Source organism: Aquicoccus sp., from assembly GCF_041686535.1.
In the GTDB taxonomy this organism is placed as follows: Bacteria; Pseudomonadota; Alphaproteobacteria; order Rhodobacterales; family Rhodobacteraceae; genus Aquicoccus.
In genome coordinates this window covers 1-17,518 of record NZ_JAWLDS010000068.1, presented here as the reverse complement: position 1 = coordinate 17,518, position 17,518 = coordinate 1, and the positions used below count along the sequence as shown (strand labels likewise).

The 17,518-nt window shown below is 65.6% G+C and carries 17 protein-coding genes; 12 read left to right on the top strand and 5 right to left on the bottom strand.

Going from position 1 to position 17,518, the window contains the following annotated elements; genetic code table 11:
• The 3 genes from ACESL9_RS13035 to ACESL9_RS13025 all read right to left on the bottom strand — a co-directional run.
• Window positions 1-1,314 (bottom strand): cbb3-type cytochrome c oxidase subunit I (locus tag ACESL9_RS13035; protein WP_372674954.1); only part of this gene is annotated, 1,314 nt, incomplete at its 3' end.
• A gap of 12 nt (window positions 1,315-1,326) precedes the next feature.
• Entirely contained in the window at window positions 1,327-1,779 is a 453-nt protein-coding gene (locus tag ACESL9_RS13030) for a c-type cytochrome (protein WP_372611374.1), read from the bottom strand.
• 101 nt (window positions 1,780-1,880) lie between these two features.
• Window positions 1,881-3,077: an NnrS family protein gene (locus tag ACESL9_RS13025; protein WP_372674953.1), complete on the bottom strand. Its 1,197-nt coding sequence runs from the start codon at window positions 3,075-3,077 to the stop codon at window positions 1,881-1,883.
• A 217-nt stretch (window positions 3,078-3,294) separates the two neighbouring features.
• On the opposite strand from ACESL9_RS13025, the gene ACESL9_RS13020 reads away from it, so the two are divergent.
• The 12 genes from ACESL9_RS13020 to ACESL9_RS12965 all read left to right on the top strand — a co-directional run bounded on the left by ACESL9_RS13020 (window position 3,295) and on the right by ACESL9_RS12965 (window position 16,146).
• Window positions 3,295-3,768, top strand: a complete 474-nt coding sequence (locus tag ACESL9_RS13020; protein ID WP_372611378.1) for an Lrp/AsnC family transcriptional regulator — start codon at window positions 3,295-3,297, stop codon at window positions 3,766-3,768.
• Window positions 3,765-4,247 carry an AsnC family transcriptional regulator gene (locus tag ACESL9_RS13015; RefSeq protein WP_372611380.1) on the top strand — a complete coding sequence of 161 codons (483 nt, stop codon included), beginning with the start codon at window positions 3,765-3,767 and terminating at the stop codon, window positions 4,245-4,247. Before ACESL9_RS13020 ends, ACESL9_RS13015 begins: the two co-directional genes overlap by 4 nt.
• A 5-nt stretch (window positions 4,248-4,252) precedes the next feature.
• Window positions 4,253-5,482, top strand: a complete 1,230-nt coding sequence (nirJ, locus tag ACESL9_RS13010; RefSeq protein WP_372674952.1) for a heme d1 biosynthesis radical SAM protein NirJ — start codon at window positions 4,253-4,255, stop codon at window positions 5,480-5,482.
• Window positions 5,483-5,549: 67 nt separating this feature from the next.
• Window positions 5,550-7,031, top strand: a complete 1,482-nt coding sequence (locus tag ACESL9_RS13005; RefSeq protein WP_372674955.1) for a cytochrome D1 domain-containing protein — start codon at window positions 5,550-5,552, stop codon at window positions 7,029-7,031.
• 127 nt (window positions 7,032-7,158) lie between these two features.
• Window positions 7,159-7,524: a hypothetical protein gene (locus ACESL9_RS13000; protein ID WP_372611384.1), complete on the top strand. Its 366-nt coding sequence runs from the start codon at window positions 7,159-7,161 to the stop codon at window positions 7,522-7,524.
• Window positions 7,524-9,722, top strand: a complete 2,199-nt coding sequence (locus tag ACESL9_RS12995) for a 4Fe-4S binding protein (RefSeq protein WP_372611386.1) — start codon at window positions 7,524-7,526, stop codon at window positions 9,720-9,722. The genes ACESL9_RS13000 and ACESL9_RS12995 overlap by 1 nt, the downstream gene beginning before the upstream one ends.
• On the top strand, window positions 9,715-11,661 hold the full coding sequence (gene nosZ, locus ACESL9_RS12990) for a TAT-dependent nitrous-oxide reductase (RefSeq protein WP_372611388.1): 1,947 nt from the start codon (window positions 9,715-9,717) through the stop codon (window positions 11,659-11,661). Before ACESL9_RS12995 ends, nosZ begins: the two co-directional genes overlap by 8 nt.
• 3 nt (window positions 11,662-11,664) lie before the next feature.
• Window positions 11,665-12,996, top strand: a complete 1,332-nt coding sequence (locus ACESL9_RS12985; RefSeq protein ID WP_372611390.1) for a nitrous oxide reductase family maturation protein NosD — start codon at window positions 11,665-11,667, stop codon at window positions 12,994-12,996.
• Entirely contained in the window at window positions 12,971-13,864 is an 894-nt protein-coding gene (locus tag ACESL9_RS12980; protein ID WP_372611392.1) for an ABC transporter ATP-binding protein, read from the top strand. The genes ACESL9_RS12985 and ACESL9_RS12980 overlap by 26 nt, the downstream gene beginning before the upstream one ends.
• Window positions 13,861-14,682: an ABC transporter permease gene (locus tag ACESL9_RS12975; protein WP_372611394.1), complete on the top strand. Its 822-nt coding sequence runs from the start codon at window positions 13,861-13,863 to the stop codon at window positions 14,680-14,682. Before ACESL9_RS12980 ends, ACESL9_RS12975 begins: the two co-directional genes overlap by 4 nt.
• Window positions 14,679-15,248 carry a nitrous oxide reductase accessory protein NosL gene (locus ACESL9_RS12970; RefSeq protein ID WP_372611396.1) on the top strand — a complete coding sequence of 190 codons (570 nt, stop codon included), beginning with the start codon at window positions 14,679-14,681 and terminating at the stop codon, window positions 15,246-15,248. The genes ACESL9_RS12975 and ACESL9_RS12970 overlap by 4 nt, the downstream gene beginning before the upstream one ends.
• A 4-nt stretch (window positions 15,249-15,252) precedes the next feature.
• The gene (locus ACESL9_RS12965) at window positions 15,253-16,146 is read left to right on the top strand and encodes an FAD:protein FMN transferase (RefSeq protein ID WP_372611398.1); all 894 of its coding nucleotides are present in this window, start codon (window positions 15,253-15,255) and stop codon (window positions 16,144-16,146) included.
• Between the two features lie 5 nt (window positions 16,147-16,151).
• Here the strand turns inward: ACESL9_RS12965 and ACESL9_RS12960 are convergent, their stop codons facing one another.
• Together ACESL9_RS12960 and ACESL9_RS12955 are read right to left on the bottom strand one after the other, a co-directional pair.
• Window positions 16,152-16,457, bottom strand: coding sequence for a hypothetical protein (locus tag ACESL9_RS12960; RefSeq protein WP_372611400.1), 306 nt, complete (start codon window positions 16,455-16,457; stop codon window positions 16,152-16,154).
• A 75-nt stretch (window positions 16,458-16,532) separates the two neighbouring features.
• Window positions 16,533-17,518, bottom strand: a 986-nt coding sequence (locus ACESL9_RS12955) for a TIGR03862 family flavoprotein (RefSeq protein WP_372674951.1), incomplete at its 5' end; no start/stop codon positions are given.

The following is a 17,518-nucleotide window of genomic DNA, read 5'->3' as shown; positions in this document are numbered from 1 at the left end:
GAACACCGCGTAGATGAAGAGCAGCGCCCCCAGGACGACGGCGATGCCCGAACCGAAGCGCATCCAGTAAAAGAGCGCCAGTTGCTCCTGTACGAACATGAAATCCTCGCCCATGACCCGTTGCAGGTGGGTCTGCACCGTGCCGCCGAAGGTCAGCACGAAGGTCATGAAGACCACGCCCGCCGACATCAGCCAGAACGAGGCCATGTTGAGCACCTGGTTATAGGGCTCGCGGCCCAGAAGATGCGGCATGGCATAGGTGATGATCGCGAGGTTGAGGCAGACATAGGCGCCATAGAAGGCAAGGTGCCCGTGCGCGGCGGTGATCTGTGTTCCGTGCGTGTAGTAGTTGACCCCGTGCAGCGTGTGCAGGAAGCCCCAGACCCCTGCGCCAAAGAAGGCCAGCGTCGCACAGCCCAGCGCCCACAGAAGCGCCGCCTTGTTCGGGTGATCGCGCCGCCCCTTCCAGACCATGACGAAGGCAAAGGCCATCATGGCAAAGAACGGGATCACCTCGAGCGACGAGAAGATCGAACCGATCCACTGCCAGTAACCCGGCGTGCCGATCCAGTAATAATGGTGCCCGGTCCCCAGGATGCCCGAGAAGAGAGCGGCGGCAACGATGACGTAGAGCCATTTCTCGACCACCTCGCGGTCGACGCCGGTCAGCTTGAGCATGAGGAAAGCGAGGATCGATGCCATCACGAGCTCCCACGTGCCTTCGACCCAGAGGTGGACGACATACCACCAATACATCTTGTCGAGCGCGAGGTTCGCGGGGTTGTAGAAGGCAAAGAGGAACAGCAGCGCCAGCCCCCAAAGGCCCAGAAGCAGGATGTTGGTGATCGCCGTCTTGCGACCCGCCAGCACCGTCATCGAGACGTTGTAGAGAAAGATCAGCGCGGCAACGACGATGCCGACCTTGACCCATTTGGGCTGTTCGAGGAATTCGCGGCCTTCCTTGCCGAAGATGAAGTTGCCCTGTGCGATGTCGAAGAGATAGGTCACGACCACGCCCAGCGTGCCCAGCACGAGGATGCCGAGTTGCAGCCAGGCGAGTGTCCGGGAATGGATCTCGCGCTCGGATTCCTCGGGCAGCAAGTAATAGGCCGCCCCGAAGAAGCCCAGCAGAAGCCAGACGATGAGACTGTTGGAGTGCAGCATCCGCAGGATGTTGAACGGCACGAGGTCCGAAAGGAAGTTGGGGGCGACATAGACATAGCCCATCAGCAAGCCGATCGAGACCTGCACGGCAAAGAGCGCGAGTGCCACCACAAAGTAGGCCAGCGCGATATTCTGGGTTTCGTATTTCATGGTGATTGCTCCTTAGCCCGCGTCGTTGGGCGGCCAGTCCTGCGTGTTGATCCGGTTGGTCCACAGCAGGAAGTCGGCGAGGTTGCGGTATTCCTCGTCGGTCAGGTTGAAATTGGGCATCTGGCGGCGGCCTTCGATGCCCGTTGGCATGGCCTCCATCCACCCCTTGAGCACGTCATGGGCGGCCTCGGGGTCGTCCAGAACGCCCCAGCGCGCCATCACGTTGCCGACCTCGGGTGCGTAATAGGCGCCCTCGCCGAGAATCGAGTGGCAGTTGACGCAGGCGTGCTTCTCCCAGACATGCTTGCCCGCCGCGACGCTCTCGGTCAGACCTTCCTTGTCGGTCGAGGTATTGACGATGTACCTGTGTGAATGGGCCGTCAGCCCGATGAAGATGAGGATGAAGAACAGTGAGCCGCCATAGAAGATATTGCGGGCCATGTTCTTGGTCATGACTTCGCGCATCGCGCTAACTCCTTCCCGGAACCGTTGTTGACTGGCCTTGCTTGCGCGCTGGTCGGGCGAGGGGCCTTAACAAAAGTCAACCGGCCGCATTTGTCCGTCACTCAATGCGATCCGCGCGGCGCGCGTGTGCCCCAGAACACTGGCCAGAGCGTCGCGGTATAGAGCGTGAAGGCTGCGATCCAGATCGCTCCAGAGCTCAGAACCCCTGCGTAGTACCCATCGATTCCGAGACTCGACCCCGCCCAGCGCGCCAGCATCGCCGCGGGCAAGAGCACATAGGCCAGCGCCAGCGGCCAAGGCGCGATCAAAGGCAGGCCGCTGTGGCCCAGCGCGGCGCGGCTCATCACGCCGAGCGTCATGCCGCCCACCGCGCCGATGCCCAGCACATGCAGCGCCGCCACCTCCGAGCCGATGCCGAACGCCGCCAGCCCGGCCAGAAGATAGCCCAGCGCCAGCGCTGCCATGCCGAGGTGCAGCACCCACAGGATCGGCTGTTTCCAGGTCCAGCCCGGCCGCCACATCGCGCTGCGCGCGCCCTGCACCAGCCCGGCGGCCAGCGCCAATGCGCCGAACACCGCCCCCGGCAGCGGCAGCGCGGCGGCCAGCGCCACGAGGATCGGCAGGGCAATGCCCACCACGTTGAGCGGCATGGGCGTTTCGGGCAATCCCTGTGTGCGCCCCTCGCGCTGCATCGCGTTGCGGGTAAAGGCGGGCGTGACCCGCCCGCCCAGCACGGCAATCAGCGCGCAGGTGGCATAAAGCCCGAGCCGTAGCCCCGCATCGAGCACCATCGCAACCCCGAGCCAGTCGAGATGCATCATGAGGTTCCCCGCCCAGATCATCGCCAGCAGGCCGAGAAACATCATGTTCTGCGGTTTCGGGCGGTTGAGAAGCTGGGTCAGCACCTTGGCCGCCAGCAGCGGCAGGAAGGCCAGGTCGATCACGGCCACCGCCAGCGGCGGCAGGCTCCCCGAGTACCAGATCGCCACCCGCCCGGCCAGCCACAGACCGGCGGCACCGGCGATGAAGGCGTGGCGCGCCGCCCGCGCGCCGGTCCAGTTCGGCACGGCGGTAAGGAAGAACCCGCCCATCGCCGCCGCCGGGTAGCCAAAGACAAGCTCATGCGCGTGCCAGAGATGGGGCGGCGGCGCAAAGGGCATGTCGCTGACCATGCCCCCCACCGCGTGAATCCCGATCCAGCCTTCCCAGACGATGAGGGCGAAAATGGCGTAGAGCCCCGCCGCCAGAAAGAACACGCGGTGGCCTTCGCCGAAAAGGCGGATGATTGCGTTTGGCATTTCCTTGTTCCGATCTTCTTTCGCGTCCTGTCGCATTCGCACGCAACAATAGGCGCGCGGGGCGGTCGGGCGTCTTAACGAAAGTCAAGGTTGCCGCACGGTATCTGCGCAACTCTGCGCGTGAACAGGACAAGCGTCACAGCATGTGGAGGGCTTTGACATGACCCCGCGCACCGCCATTCAGGCATCGGCCACAACCCCGGGGGCGGTATAACCCATGCACCGGTCGAGATTGCGAGAAGGTTCCCTCGATGCGACGGACCGCGCCTTGCTGAACCGGCTTCAGGCGGGCCTGGCACCCTGTCAGAACCTGTTCCGGCCATTGGCCGACGCGACCGGGCTGGACGAGGCCGAGGTGATCCGCCGGATCGAACGGCTGCGCGGGATCGGCGCGATCACCCGGTTCGGCCCGTTCATCGACGCCACCGCGCTCGGCGGGGCCTATTGCCTCTGCGCCATGGCCGTTCCCGAGCACCGGTTCGACGAGGTTGCAACGCGGGTCAATGCCCATGACGCGGTCGCCCACAATTACGAGCGCCACCACCGCTTCAACATGTGGTTCGTGCTGGCCTGCGAAACTCCCGAGGCAATCAGGCGCGAGGCCGACCGCATCGCGCGGGAAACCGGCCTTGCGGTTCACCGCTTTCCCAAGCTCAGGGAGTTCTTCATCGGGTTCCAGGTGGCGCTATGACGATCGACGCAATAGACCGCCGCATTCTCACCGCCACGCAGGCTGGGCTGCCGCTCACCGCGCGCCCCTTTGCCGTCGTGGGTGACTGGATCGGCGTGGAGGAGGCCGAGGTGATTGCCCGCATCGAACGGATGATGGCCGTTGGCGTGATCCGCCGCATCGGGGCGGCGACCAACCACTATGCACTGGGTATGCTGGCCAACGGGATGAGCGTCTGGGATGTCGATGACGCCCGCGCCGACGCTCTGGGCGAAAAGGTCGGTGCGCTCGAATTCGTGACCCATTGCTATCTGCGCCCGCGTGCGCTGCCCGACTGGCCCTACAACCTCTTTGCCATGATTCACGGCCCCGATCGTGCCTCGGTTGAGGCCCGCCGCGCCGAAATCGCCGCGATCCTCGGGGATGCCTGCGGCGAAAACGACATTCTCTATTCCACCCGCATCCTCAAGAAAACCGGGATGCGCCTGTCAAAGGAGTGAGGCCCATGTTCCGGCTGACCCGATACATGCAAGAACTGACCGACCCCACGCCGATCTGCGCGCGCAGGGGCGAAGGCATGGTCAGGCCGGTGGTGATCTGGAACCTCACCCGGCGGTGCAACCTGCGCTGCCGTCATTGCTATACCTCCTCGGCGGATGTGAGCTTCCCGGGTGAATTGTCCACCGACGAGGTCAGGGGGGTTATGGGCGATCTCAAGGATTTCGGCATTCCCGCGCTGATCCTCTCGGGCGGCGAGCCGATGTCGCGCCCGGATTTCTTCGAACTGGCCGAACATGCCAAAGAGCTGGATTTCCGCTATCTCGCTTTGTCAACAAACGGAACCAGGATCATGGACAGCGCCGCCGCCGGCGTGGCGGATCTCGGCTTTGACTACGTGGGCATCTCGATCGACGGGATCGGCAAGACCAACGACTGGTTCCGCGGTGCCGATGGTGCCTATGCGGCGGCGCTGCACGGCGTGCGCGAATGCAAGCGGCGCGGGGTCAAGGTGGGGCTGCGCTTCACCATCACCGAGGACAACGCCCACATGCTCGAAGACATGCTCGACCTCTGCGACGGCGAGGGCGTGGACAAGTTCTACCTCTCGCATCTCGTCTATGCCGGGCGCGGCGACAAGCACCGGGGCGACGACACGCAACACGCCCGCACAAAGGCGGCGATGGATATCCTGATCGACCGCGCCTGGGTCGCGGTGGCCGAGGACGCGCCACTCGAGATCGTGACCGGCAACAACGACGCTGACGCGGTCTGGTTCCTGCACTGGGTCCGGCGCAATTTCGATGCGGACCGCGCCGCCCATGTCGAGGCGCATCTTGCCGCCTGGGGCGGCAATTCCTCGGGGCTGGGCGTGGCCAATATCGACCCGCTGGGCCAGATCCATCCCGACACCTACTGGTCCGACTATAGCGTCGGCAACGTCAAGGAGACGCCGTTCTCGCAGCTCTGGACCGGCAACGACCCGATGCTCGCTACCCTGCGCCGGCGCCCGCGTCCGCTCAAGGGGCGCTGCGGGGCCTGTGCCTTCAACCATGTCTGCGGCGGCAACACCCGCATCCGCGCGCTTCAGGTCTCGGGCGACCCCTGGGCCGAAGACCCGGCCTGCTATCTCTCCAATGCCGAGATCGGCCTCGCCCCGGGTCAAATCCTTGGCGACCGGCTGACCGTTACCCCCTTCCGAGGCAAGAGACATGACCCCAAGCATCAATTCTTCTGACCGCCCAGCCCCTTCATCCTGCCTCAAATACTCATTCGCCGGCGTGATGCTCGTCACCACGCTGGCGATGGCGCCAGCCACCGGATGGGCCGGGGGCGATCCCGCCCATGGCCGCGCGCTCTATGACGCGCATTGCGCCGAGTGCCACATGGCAAGCCGCCTTGGCGGCACCGGGCCGGCGCTCATCCCGCAGACGCTGCACCGGATGTACGGGCCGAAACTCGACACGGTGATCCGCGACGGGCGCGCGGCGACGCAGATGCCCGGTTTTGGCGAGCTGCTGAGCGAAACCGACATCACCGACATTGCCGCCTATCTCTCGAAGCCGCTTGCGCAAAGCCCGGACTGGGGCATGGCCGAGATCCTCGAAACCCGTGATTTCCGCGACGCCTACACCCCCGCCGAAACCCCGGTTTTCGACGCCGATCCGATGAACGTGACCCTTGCGGTCGAGATCGCCGACAGCCATGTCTCGGTGCTCGACGGTGACAGCTTCGTGCGCCTGGCCCGGTTCGAAACCCCCTTTGCCCTGCATGGCGGGCCGAAATTCAGCCCCGATGGGCGGCTTGTCTATGTTGTCTCGCGCGATGGCTGGGTGCAGAAATACGACCTCTGGGGCCTGACCGAGGTGGGCCGCATCCGTGCCGGCCTCAACGCGCGCAACATCGCGATCAGTGCGGATGGCCAATGGCTGGCCGTGGCCAATTACCTGCCGATGACCCTGACCATTCTCGATGCCGAGACACTGCGCCCCGAGCGCGTGATCGAGGTCGAGGGAAGCGACGGCACGCCGAGCCGGGTTTCCGCCGTCTACCAGGCCCCGCCGCGCGACAGTTTCGTGCTGGCCCTCAAGGACATTCCCGAGGTCTGGGAAATTTCCACCTCCGACACCCGCCTCGAAGACCCGACGGAGACCGCCCACGGATTCCGGATCCGCAAGATCGCGGTCGAAAATATCCTCGACGATTTCTTCTTCGATCAGGGCTACGAACACCTCATCGGGGCCTCGCGCGAGACCGAAAAGGCGCGCGTGCTCGACCTCGTCAGCGGGCAGGAAGTGGCCGAGATCGACCTGCCCGGCATGCCGCATCTGGGTTCGGGCATCACCTGGGAGTGGAACGGCACGCGGGTCATGGCCACCCCGCATCTCAAGGAGGGGATGATTTCCGTCATCGACATGGAAACCTGGCAGACGGTCAAGCGGATCGAGACCGAGGGCCCCGGCTTCTTCATGCGCTCCCATGCCAACAGCCGCTATGCCTGGGCCGACGTGTTCTTCGGCCCCAATCGCGACGTGATGCACGTGATCGACAAGGAAACGCTCGAAATCGTCAAGACCCTGCGCCCCGCGCCGGGCAAGACCGTCGCCCATACCGAGTTCACCCGTGACGGGCGCCATGCGCTTGTTTCGATCTGGGAGGATGACGGCGCGGTGATCGTCTATGACGCTGATTCTCTCGAAGAGGTCACGCGCCTGCCGATGAAAAAGCCCTCGGGCAAGTATAACGTGTGGAACAAGATCACATTCGCCGAGGGCACATCGCACTGAAATGGCGCAAGAAACGCGAGCCTTGCCAGTTCACGTTCAGGATTTTCTTCCTGTCAAGGGTGAAAAAATCGCGAAACCGTTGACAATAGTCAAGAAGCGCGACGGCGAAAACGGACATCAAGATGTCATGAAAGCGCTCGTCCGACTCCTGCTGGTTCTGGCCTTGTTGCCCGGTCTGATGACCGGGCTCTTGCCGGTGCCTGGCCAGGCGGCGGGCTTCGACATGGTGATCTGTGGTGCGACCGGGGTCGAGACGATCCGTGTCGATGCCGGGGGCAACCCGCTTTCGGATGGCCCCCTGTCGGAATGCGGGTCGTGCTGTGCGGCTTGCGAAACGTCTCACGCGGTTCTGCCGGACCGCTCCGATTGCCGCTCGCTCACGCTGACGCAGAATTTTGCCGACTGGCCCGTCACTGCCCGGCCGCGTCTCCCCGTACGGCGGTCGCTGCTACCGGCACCGCGTGGTCCCCCAAGTGAAGAAGAAGTGATCTGATGCGTCGTTTCCTGCCCCTCGTCCTCGCCCTGCTGCTGTCGTTGCCCGCCGCCCTTCAGGCGCAACAGCCCCATCTCTCCCGTTTCCTCGACGAAATGCCCGCCTCCGACCTGGTCGAAGGTGCCGATGGCTATGGCCAGATGCGCGAGGATCTGCCCGTCGCGCCGGTGCTCAAGGATGGCGAAACCGTTGGCTGGGCATTCATCGCGTCGGATTTCGTCGGCACCACCGGCTATTCGGGCAAGCCCATTCACACCATGGTGGCCGTCGATACCGACGCGCGGGTTTCGGGAGTGCAACTGGTCAAGCATTCCGAGCCGATCATCCTGATCGGAATTCCCGACAGCAAGATCAAGGCGCTGGCCTCGGATTACGTGGGGCTCGACCTCGTGGCCGAGGCCGAATCGGGCGGCACCAGCCATGACCTCAAGATCATCGCCGGGGCAACCGTCACCATCATGGTGATCGACGACTCCATCGTGCGCGCCGGGCTCAAGGTGGCGCGCGCGCTGGGCCTTGGCGGGCTGGAGCCTCGAGGCGCGCCCACCGGTCCACAATACGAGATCGACCCCGAGGCCGAGGCCGCGCAGGACTGGATGACGCTCGAAGGCGACGGCACGTTGCGGCGGCTGTCGCTCGACGTGGGGCAGGTCAATGCCGCGTTCGAGCAGGTGGACGACCCGCGCGCCGCCGAGCGCCCGATCGACGCCCCGCCAGAGGCCCAGTTCATCGAGATGCAGCTTGCACTGGTCTCCGCCCCGCCGGTCGGCCGCGCGCTCCTGGGCAGGTCGGAATATGCCAACCTTGACGAATGGCTCGACGAAGGTGAGCACGCGATCATGGTCGCCGGACGCGGGCTCTATTCCTTCAAGGGTTCGGGCTATGTGCGCGGCGGCGTTTTCGACCGCATCGTGCTCATCCAGGACGATACCTCGGTGCGGTTCCGCGACCGCTGGCACCGGCGTCTGGGCAACATCGCCGCCGAGGGCGCGCCGCGCTTTGGCGAGACCGACCTGTTCAAGATCCCCGCCGATGCCGGGTTCGACCCGACCAAGCCGTTCCGCCTGCAACTTCTGGTGCAGCGCGACGTGGCCGCGATCGAGCGGGTCTTTACCACCTTCGAGCTTGGCTACACCCTGCCGCGCCAATACTTGCGCGAGCTTCCCCGCGCCGATGATGCCTCGGGTGAAGCCGGCGCCGCGCAGGCCATGGCCGATCAGGAGGAGCAGGCCGCGCAAAGCGCCCTCTGGAAACGGATCTGGCGCGACAAGATCCCCGAGGTCGTCATCCTGGGCGTGATGCTGACGATATTGACCGGCGCGTTCTTCTTCCAGGGTTTCCTGACCCGCTCCGAGCGCGTGACCTACTGGTTCCGCATGTCCTTCCTGACGGTGACGCTGGTGTTCCTGGGCTGGTATGCGAATGCACAGCTTTCGGTGGTGAACCTGATGGCGCTCTTTGGCGCGCTGACCAGCGATTTCAGCTGGCAGGCGTTCCTGCTCGACCCGCTGACTTTCATCCTGTGGTTCTCGGTCGCGGCGGCGCTGATCTTCTGGGGGCGGGGGGCCTATTGCGGATGGCTCTGCCCGTTCGGCGCGTTGCAGGAACTGACCAACCAGATCGGCCGCAAGCTGGGCATACCGCAATGGACCCTGCCATGGGGCCTGCATGAACGTCTCTGGCCGCTGAAATACATGATCTTCCTTGGCCTTTTCGGGGTCTCGCTGGCCTCGATCGAACAGGCCGAGGCGCTGGCCGAGGTCGAACCGTTCAAGACCGCGATCATCATGAAATTCATCCGCGCATGGCCGTTCGTGGCCTACGCGGCGGCATTGCTGATCGCTGGGCTGTTCGTCGAGCGTTTCTTCTGCCGCTACCTGTGCCCGCTCGGTGCGGCGCTGGCGATCCCGGCGCGGCTGCGCACCTTTGACTGGCTCAAGCGGTACAAGGAATGCGGCAACCCCTGCCAGACCTGCGCGCATGAATGTTTCGTGCAGGCGATCCATCCCACCGGTGAGATCAACCCCAACGAGTGCCTGAACTGCATGCATTGCCAGGTGCTCTACCAGTCCGAAACCAAATGCCCGGTCGTCATCAAGAAGCTCAAGCGGCGCGAATCCGCTTCGGGCGGCGCGGCTGCGCTCGACCGGGTGCTGACCAACCATCCCAACCAAGCGAAAGGATTAGTCAATGACTGACACAACCAATAAATCGGGCATCAGCCGCCGGGGCCTTCTGGGCGCCACGGCGGGCGGTGCAGCCCTTGTGGGCGGCGCCGGAGGCGCGCGGCTGGCCATGATGGGCGGCGCCGCGGGCGTGGCCACCGCGGCCAGCACCGGCACGGCCCAGGCCGCGAGCGATCAGCTCCACCTCGCCCCTGGCGAACTGGACGAGTACTATGGCTTCTGGTCCTCGGGCCAGACCGGCGAGCTTCGCATCCTCGGCTTTCCGTCGATGCGCGAGCTGATGCGTGTTCCGGTGTTCAACCGCTGCTCGGCCACCGGCTGGGGCCAGACCAACGAAAGCCTCAGGATCTTCGAAGAGGGGATGCGGCCGGAAACCAAGGCGTTCCTCAACGCCAACGGCAAGCGCATCCATGACAACGGCGATCTGCACCACCCGCACATGTCGTTCACCGACGGCACCTATGACGGGCGCTATCTCTTCATGAACGACAAGGCCAACACGCGTGTGGCGCGGGTGCGTTGCGACGTGATGAAATGCGACAAGATCACCGAGATCCCCAACGCCAAGGCGATCCATGGGCTGCGCCCGCAGAAATTCCCGCGCACCGGCTATGTCTTTGCCAATGGCGAAGACGAAACCCCGATGGTCAATGACGGCAAGGTGCTGGACGAACCCGAGAAATACGTCAACTTCTTCACCGCGCTCGACGGCGACACGATGAAGGTGGCATGGCAGGTGATCGTGTCGGGCAACCTCGACAACACCGATTGCGACTACCAGGGCAAATACGCCTTCTCGACCTCCTACAACTCGGAAATGGGCATGAACCTGGCCGAGATGACGGAAAACGAGATGGACCATGTCGTGATCTTCAACCTGGCCGAGATCGAGAAGGGTATCGAAGAGGGCGATTTCCAGGAACTGAACGGCGTCAAGGTGATCGACGGGCGCAAGGGCCAGAACAAGAAATACACCCGCTACGTGCCTATCCCCAACAGCCCGCACGGCATCAACACCGCGCCCGACGAGCGACACGTCGTCGTCAACGGCAAGCTCTCGCCAACCTGCTCGGTGCTTGACGTGACAAAGTTCGACGCGCTCTTCGACAGCGACGCCGATCCGCGCTCGGTCGTCGTGGCGGAGCCGGAGCTGGGCCTCGGGCCGCTTCATACCGCCTTCGACGGACAGGGCAACGCCTTCACCACGCTCTTCCTCGACAGCCAGATCGCGAAGTGGAACATCGAGAAGGCGATCCGCGCCTACAACGGCGAGGACGTGGATCCGCTCGTGTCCAAGGTGGACGTGCATTACCAGCCCGGCCACAACAGCACCACGATGGGCGAGACGAAGGAGGCCGACGGCCGCTGGCTCCTGTCGCTCAACAAGTTCTCGAAGGACCGTTTCCTCAACGTCGGCCCGCTCAAGCCCGAGAACGAGCAGATCATCGACATCTCCAACGACGAGATGAATGTGGTCCACGACGGCCCGACCTTCGCCGAGCCGCATGACGCGATCCTCGTGCGGCGCGATATCGTGAACCCGGTCAGCATCTGGGATCGCAACGATCCGATGTGGGCCGAAACGCGCGCCCAGGCCGAGGCCGACGGCGTCGATATCGACGACTACATGGACACGGTGATCCGCGACGGCGACAAGGTGCGGGTCTACATGTCGAGCCAGGCGCCCATGTTCAGCCTCGAAAAGTTCGAGGTGACGCAAGGTGACGAGGTGACGGTGATCATCACCAACCTTGACGACATCGACGATCTCACCCACGGGTTCTGCCTCGGCGATCACGGGGTCGCGATGGAACTTGCGCCGATGGCTACCGCGTCGGTGACCTTCACCGCGGCCAAGCCGGGGGTCTACTGGTATTACTGCCAGTGGTTCTGCCACGCGCTGCACATGGAAATGCGCGGCCGCATGCTGGTCAAGCCCAAGGGAGCCTGAGCCATGCCGCACCGTTTCGCCCTTGCCCTTCTGTGCATCCTCGCCGCGCCCCTCGCGTGGGCGGCGGAGGTGCCTGTGCGCCCGGGCGACGGTGCCCTGGAAAAGGCCATCGCCGGGGCCGACCCCGGCGATGTGCTGATCCTCTCACCGGGCCGCTATCATGGCCCGGTGACCCTGTCGCAGCCCATCACGCTCGATGGGCAGGGGCAGGCCGAAATCGACGGCGGCGGCACCGGGTCGGTCATCACGGTGACCGGTGAAGATGTCACAGTAAGCGGCCTCAAGATCACCGGATCGGGCAACAACCACGAGGAAATCGATTCGGGCGTGCAACTGTCGAAAACCGCCCGCCGCGCCTTGGTCGAGAAGAACCGCATCCTGGGCAATCTCTACGGCGTCGACATTCACGGCGCGAATGACAGCATCGTGCGCGGCAATACCATCGTCGGGCGCAAAGATAACCGCATGAACGACCGCGGCAACGGCATCTATGTCTGGAACGCGCCGGGCGCGCGGGTGATCGGCAACGACATCAGCCTTGGCCGCGACGGCATCTTCACCAATGTCTCGCGCCGCAACGTCTTTGCCGGGAACATTTTCCGCAACCTTCGCTTTGCCGTGCATTTCATGCACACGAACGACTCCGAGGTGCGGGAAAACATCAGCATCGGCAACACGCTGGGCTATGCCATCATGTTCTCCGACCGGGCGGTGATAGAGGACAACCTGTCGCTTGGCGATCGCACCCACGGGCTCATGCTCAACTATGCCAATGACGCCGATGTTGCCGGAAACCTGGTCCGCGGCGGCACGCATGAGAAATGCACCTTCATCTACAACGCCCACAAGAACCTCATTGCGAACAACCGCTTCGAGGGCTGCGAGATCGGCATCCATTTCACCGCCGGTTCCGAACGCAACGGCATCACCGGCAACGCCTTCATCGGCAACCGCACGCAGGTCAAGTATGTCGGCACCACGGATGTCGAATGGAGTCTTGCAGGGCGCGGCAATTTCTGGTCCGACCACCCGGCCTTCGACCTTGACGGCGACGGGCGGGCCGACAGCGCGTTCCGACCCAATGACCTGATGGATCACATCCTGTGGTCGCAACCCTCGGCCAAGCTCCTGATGGGCTCGCCCGCCGTGCAACTCGTGCGCTGGTCTCAGGCCGCCTTTCCCGCAACGCTGCCCGGTGGTGTGGTCGATGGCGCGCCGCTCACCCATCCTGTCGAAATTCCCGTTCCGCCCGAGTTCCTGGCCGATGAGGCCGAGGCCATCGCGGCGGCGAAAACACGAAAGTTCAACGATGCTGACCCTCTCACATCTCACTAAGCGCTTTGACGGTGTCGCGGCGCTCTGCGACGTGTCGCTCTCGGTGGCGGCCGGTGAGCGCGTGGCGCTTCTGGGCCATAACGGCGCGGGCAAATCCACGCTGATGAAGATCGTGCTCGGCCTCATCCCACATGAAGAGGGCACGGTCGAGGTGCTGGGCACCACGCCGGGATCGTCCCGCGCGCGCGATGGCGTTGCCTACCTGCCCGAGAACGTGGCCTTTCACCCGGCGTTGAGCGGACGCGAACAGATCGCCCATTACCTGCGCCTGCGCGGGCTGCCCGCCTCGGGCGCGATGGCGCTGCTCGACCGGGTGGGGCTGGGCGCGGCCGCCAACCGCCGGATCGGCACCTATTCCAAGGGCATGCGCCAGCGCGTTGGCCTTGCACAGGCGCTCATCGGCACCCCGCGCCTGATGGTGCTGGACGAGCCGACATCGGGGCTCGATCCCGTTTCGCGGCGCGATTTCTATGCCATTCTCGACGGGCTGGCCGCCGAGGGCACGGCGATCCTTCTGTCCAGCCACGCGCTGACCGAGGTCGAGGCGCGCACCGACCGGATGGTGATCCTCTCGGGCGGCGTCATCGTGGCCGAGGGGTCGATGGCCGACCTGCGCCGCCGCGCCACCTTGCCGGTGCGCATCGTGGTCACGCCTTCGGACATCCCCTGTTCCACCACGACAGTGCTCAAGGCGTTGCCCGGGTCGGAACAAGAGGGCGAACAGGTGGTGCTGTCCTGCCCGCAGGACGAGAAGCTTTCCGTGCTGGTCCGGATTGCCGACCTGTCCGACCGGATCGCCGATATCGACATCCAGCCGCCCAGCCTCGAAGACATCTACAGCCATTACAGCCGGAGGGCCGGGCAATGAACCGCATTCTTTCCATGGCGCAGACCGAGTTCCGCATCGCCCTGCGCAACCGCTGGGTGGCGGTTGCGGTGGCGATGATGGCGCTTTTCTCGCTGGTCCTCTCGGCGGCGGGGTCCGCGCCGACCGGCGCGCTGGGCGCGGACCGGCTCTCGGTGGTGGTGGCCTCGCTCACCTCTCTGGCGGTCTATCTCGTGCCGCTGGTCGCGCTGCTGATGAGTTTCGACGCGTTGGCGGGCGAGGTCGAGCGCGGCACCTTGCCGCTTTTGCTCACCTATCCGCTGTCGCGCAGCGAGATCCTTCTGGGCAAGCTTCTCGCCCATGTCGCGGTGCTGGCCATCGCGCTGGCGGCAGGCTACGGGCTGGCGGCGCTGGCGGCATGGATCGGTGACGACCGTGCGCTTGCCGGGATTCCCGCGCTGTGGCGGCTCTTCTGGTCGTCGATGGTGCTGGGCGCGGTGTTTCTCGGCGCGGGCTACGCGCTTTCCGCGCTCTCGCGGCGCCCCTCGGGGGCGGCGGGGCTGGCGATCGGGCTTTGGCTCGGGCTGATCGTGCTTTACGATCTGGGTCTCCTGGCCGCGCTCGTTGCCGATGACGGCGGCCGCTTTACCACCGACATTTTCCCTTGGGCGATGCTGGCCAACCCGGCCGATGCGTTCCGCCTGTTCAACCTCGCCGCGTCCGAGGCGACCGCCGCCGCTGCGGGCCTCGCGGGGGCGGCCAGTTCCATTCCGGCCTGGGCCGCGCTCACCTCGCTGGCGCTCTGGCCCTTTGCCGCGCTGGCGCTGGCCGTCGCGGCGTTTCGCAGGGTGACCCCATGAAACGCATTGTCCTTCTCGCCGTTCTCGCGCTCACAGCCTGCAAGCAAGAGGCCGAAGCACCCCCGGACCCCGTCACCATGACCGCCGAGGCGGTGGGCCATTTCTGCCAGATGGACCTGCTCGAACATCCCGGGCCCAAGGCGCAGGTGCATCTCGACGGGATGCCCCATCCGCTCTTTTTCAGCCAGGTGCGCGACGCCGAGGCCTATCGCCGGATGCCCGAGCAAAGCCACGCGATCAGCGCGATCTATGTCAGTGACATGGCCGTGGCGCCCGATTGGGACGATCCCGGCAAGGACAACTGGATCGCCGCCGATGAGGCCGTTTATGTCGTGGGCGCGGCCATCGCCGGTGGCATGGGCGCGCAGGAGTTCGTGCCCTTCTCCGACCGCGCCGCCGCCCGCGATTTCGCCGACCGGCATGGCGGGGTGCTGATGGAGCTGGCCGATATTCCCGACGATCGCGTCTTCGCCCCCGAGAACGCGCCCGAGACCGCGCCCTCCGGCGACGATGACAGCGACTATCTCGACCGCCTGCGGGCGATCACCAACACGAGCGGAGGATAAACCCATGCGCCGCCTGACCCGCCGCCGCCTTCTGACCATTTCCGCCGCACTTCCGCTGGCTGCCGGACTGCCCGTGCTGGCCAACGAGCCCCCGCGCGTCTGGCGCGGTTTCGCGATGGGTGCGCGGGTGGAGTTGCGCCTTGCCCATCCCGATGGCGCGCGCCTTGCCCGCATGGCGCTGGCCGATATTGCCCGGCTCGAAGAGGTGTTCAGCCTCTACAAGACGGACTCGGCCCTGATGCGGCTCAACCGTGAAGGTCGGCTCGACGCGCCCGCGCCGGAACTGCTCGAATGCCTGGCGCTTTGCGCCGCGGTTCACGCGGCCAGTGGCGGGCGCTTCGATCCCACGGTGCAACCGCTCTGGGCGGCGCTGGCCGAGGCGCATGCCGCGGGTCGCGCCCCGACCGGGGACGAGATCGCGCAGGCGCGCGCCCTGATCGGCTGGCGCGGGGTGGACTTCTCCGCGCAGTCCGTGCGTTTTGCCCGCCCCGGCATGGCGCTCACGCTCAACGGCGTGGCGCAGGGCGTGGTGGCCGACCGGGTGGCCATGCTCCTGCGGCGCGAAGGGCTGGAGATGGGCTTCATCGACACCGGCGAGATGCAGGCGATCGGACCCGACTGGCCGGTCGAATTGAAGTCCGGCGGCGCACTCACCCTGTCCGATCGCGCCTTGGCGAGTTCGGAAACGCTTGGAACAGTGCTCGATGCCGATGGCAAACAGGGGCATATCCTCTCGCCGCGGGGCGAGGAGCCACCCACCCGCGCGGTCAGCATCTCTGCCCGTTCGGCGGGGCTGGCCGATGCGCTCTCGACCGCGGCCTGCCTCATGCCTGATGAAAAGGGCATCACCGACATGGTCGCCCGCTTCGGCGGCGCCCGGGTCGAAGCGCTGAGCTGAAGCGCTTAGCCCTTCTCCGCGCCTTCTCGCCGCTGAATCATCCAAGCGGCCCCAAGCCCAACCACGAGGCCCAGCCCGGTGAGCGAGGCCAGCACCAGCCGGATATGATCCATCAGCGCCCCAAGGTCGCCGCAGGCCCCCCCGGCACAGGCAAGGCCCGCGGAAAAATGTAGCCCCTGCAACGCCAAAATGCACAGGATCGCGATCCCCAAGGCCAGCGCCACACCATGACGCGCGCCCATCACGATGGGCAGGGCGGTGGCGACCGCCATGCCTGCGAACCAGAAGAACCCAAGGAAGAACAACCCCATCTCAGCCCCTTTCGCGTGCATGACCCGGTGCCTGGAACCTCTGTCACGCCACCGGCCGACGGGCATTGACGATTGTCAATTCCGCCCCGAAACCCACGCCGCCGCATGTTCCCCCGCCCAGCGCCCGGAGGCCAGGCACCCGGTCAGCAGATACCCGCCCGTCGGCGCCTCCCAATCCAGCATTTCGCCCGCCGCGAACCATCCCGGCCGGTCGCGCAGCATCAGCCCCCGGTCCAGCGCCTCGAAGCGCAGCCCCCCGGCGGTCGAGATTGCCTCGTCCATCGGGCGCGGCCCGCCATGGCGCACCGGCAGCGCCTTCAAGGCCGGGGCCAGGTCATCGGGCAGGGGACGGGCAAACTCCATCAGGAGCGCCTGTTTCACCGGGTCGAGTTTGAGCCGCTTGCGCAAGGTGTTGGCGAGGCTCTCCTTGGGCCGTCGTGCCGCCAGCCGGGCGCGGATGTCCGCCTCGCCGAAATCGGGCAGGAGGTCGAGCACCAGCGCGGCCCCGTCGCGCATCGCGCCCGAGACGGCATAGACCCCGCCACCCTCGATCCCGCGCGCCGAGACCACGAACTCCCCGCGCTGTTGCACCGGCCCCGCGCGCAGGACCACGTTCTTGACCGGCTGGCCGAAATGCCGGGCCATGTGCGCGGACCAATCGACGTGGAACCCCATGTTCGCGGGGCGGAACGGGGCCAGCGTCTCCGCGGGCAAGCTGTCCGCCCAGGCCCCGTCCGACCCCAACCTTGCCCAGCTTGCCCCGCCACAGGCCAGCACGGTGACATCCGGCGCCAGCACCCGCCGCCCCTCGGGCGTGTCGAATGTCGCGCCCCCGGTCCAGCGCCAGCGCGTGCGGATCGCAACGCCCAGCCCGTCGAGCCGCCCCAGCCAGGCGCGCAAAAGGGGCGATGCCTTCATCGCGTGCGGGAAAACCCGCCCCGACGAGCCGGTGAAGACCGTCTGCCCCAGCCCCTCGGCCCAGGCCCACACATCGCCCGGCCCGAACGCCTCGAGCATCGGGCGCAGCACCCCGGCCCGTGTGCCATAGGCGGAAAGGAATG

Coding starts and splice junctions, on each gene's coding strand:
- ACESL9_RS13005 (WP_372674955.1), top strand. CDS start 5,550: ATGGCGCCAGCCACCGGATGGGCCGGGGGCGATCCCGCCCATGGCCGC.
- ACESL9_RS13025 (WP_372674953.1), bottom strand. CDS start 3,077: ATGCCAAACGCAATCATCCGCCTTTTCGGCGAAGGCCACCGCGTGTTC.
- nirJ (WP_372674952.1), top strand. CDS start 4,253: ATGTTCCGGCTGACCCGATACATGCAAGAACTGACCGACCCCACGCCG.
- ACESL9_RS12975 (WP_372611394.1), top strand. CDS start 13,861: ATGAACCGCATTCTTTCCATGGCGCAGACCGAGTTCCGCATCGCCCTG.
- ACESL9_RS12995 (WP_372611386.1), top strand. CDS start 7,524: ATGCGTCGTTTCCTGCCCCTCGTCCTCGCCCTGCTGCTGTCGTTGCCC.
- ACESL9_RS13020 (WP_372611378.1), top strand. CDS start 3,295: ATGCACCGGTCGAGATTGCGAGAAGGTTCCCTCGATGCGACGGACCGC.
- ACESL9_RS12985 (WP_372611390.1), top strand. CDS start 11,665: ATGCCGCACCGTTTCGCCCTTGCCCTTCTGTGCATCCTCGCCGCGCCC.
- nosZ (WP_372611388.1), top strand. CDS start 9,715: ATGACTGACACAACCAATAAATCGGGCATCAGCCGCCGGGGCCTTCTG.
- ACESL9_RS12965 (WP_372611398.1), top strand. CDS start 15,253: ATGCGCCGCCTGACCCGCCGCCGCCTTCTGACCATTTCCGCCGCACTT.
- ACESL9_RS13015 (WP_372611380.1), top strand. CDS start 3,765: ATGACGATCGACGCAATAGACCGCCGCATTCTCACCGCCACGCAGGCT.
- ACESL9_RS12960 (WP_372611400.1), bottom strand. CDS start 16,457: ATGGGGTTGTTCTTCCTTGGGTTCTTCTGGTTCGCAGGCATGGCGGTC.
- ACESL9_RS12970 (WP_372611396.1), top strand. CDS start 14,679: ATGAAACGCATTGTCCTTCTCGCCGTTCTCGCGCTCACAGCCTGCAAG.
- ACESL9_RS13030 (WP_372611374.1), bottom strand. CDS start 1,779: ATGCGCGAAGTCATGACCAAGAACATGGCCCGCAATATCTTCTATGGC.
- ACESL9_RS13000 (WP_372611384.1), top strand. CDS start 7,159: ATGAAAGCGCTCGTCCGACTCCTGCTGGTTCTGGCCTTGTTGCCCGGT.
- ACESL9_RS12980 (WP_372611392.1), top strand. CDS start 12,971: ATGCTGACCCTCTCACATCTCACTAAGCGCTTTGACGGTGTCGCGGCG.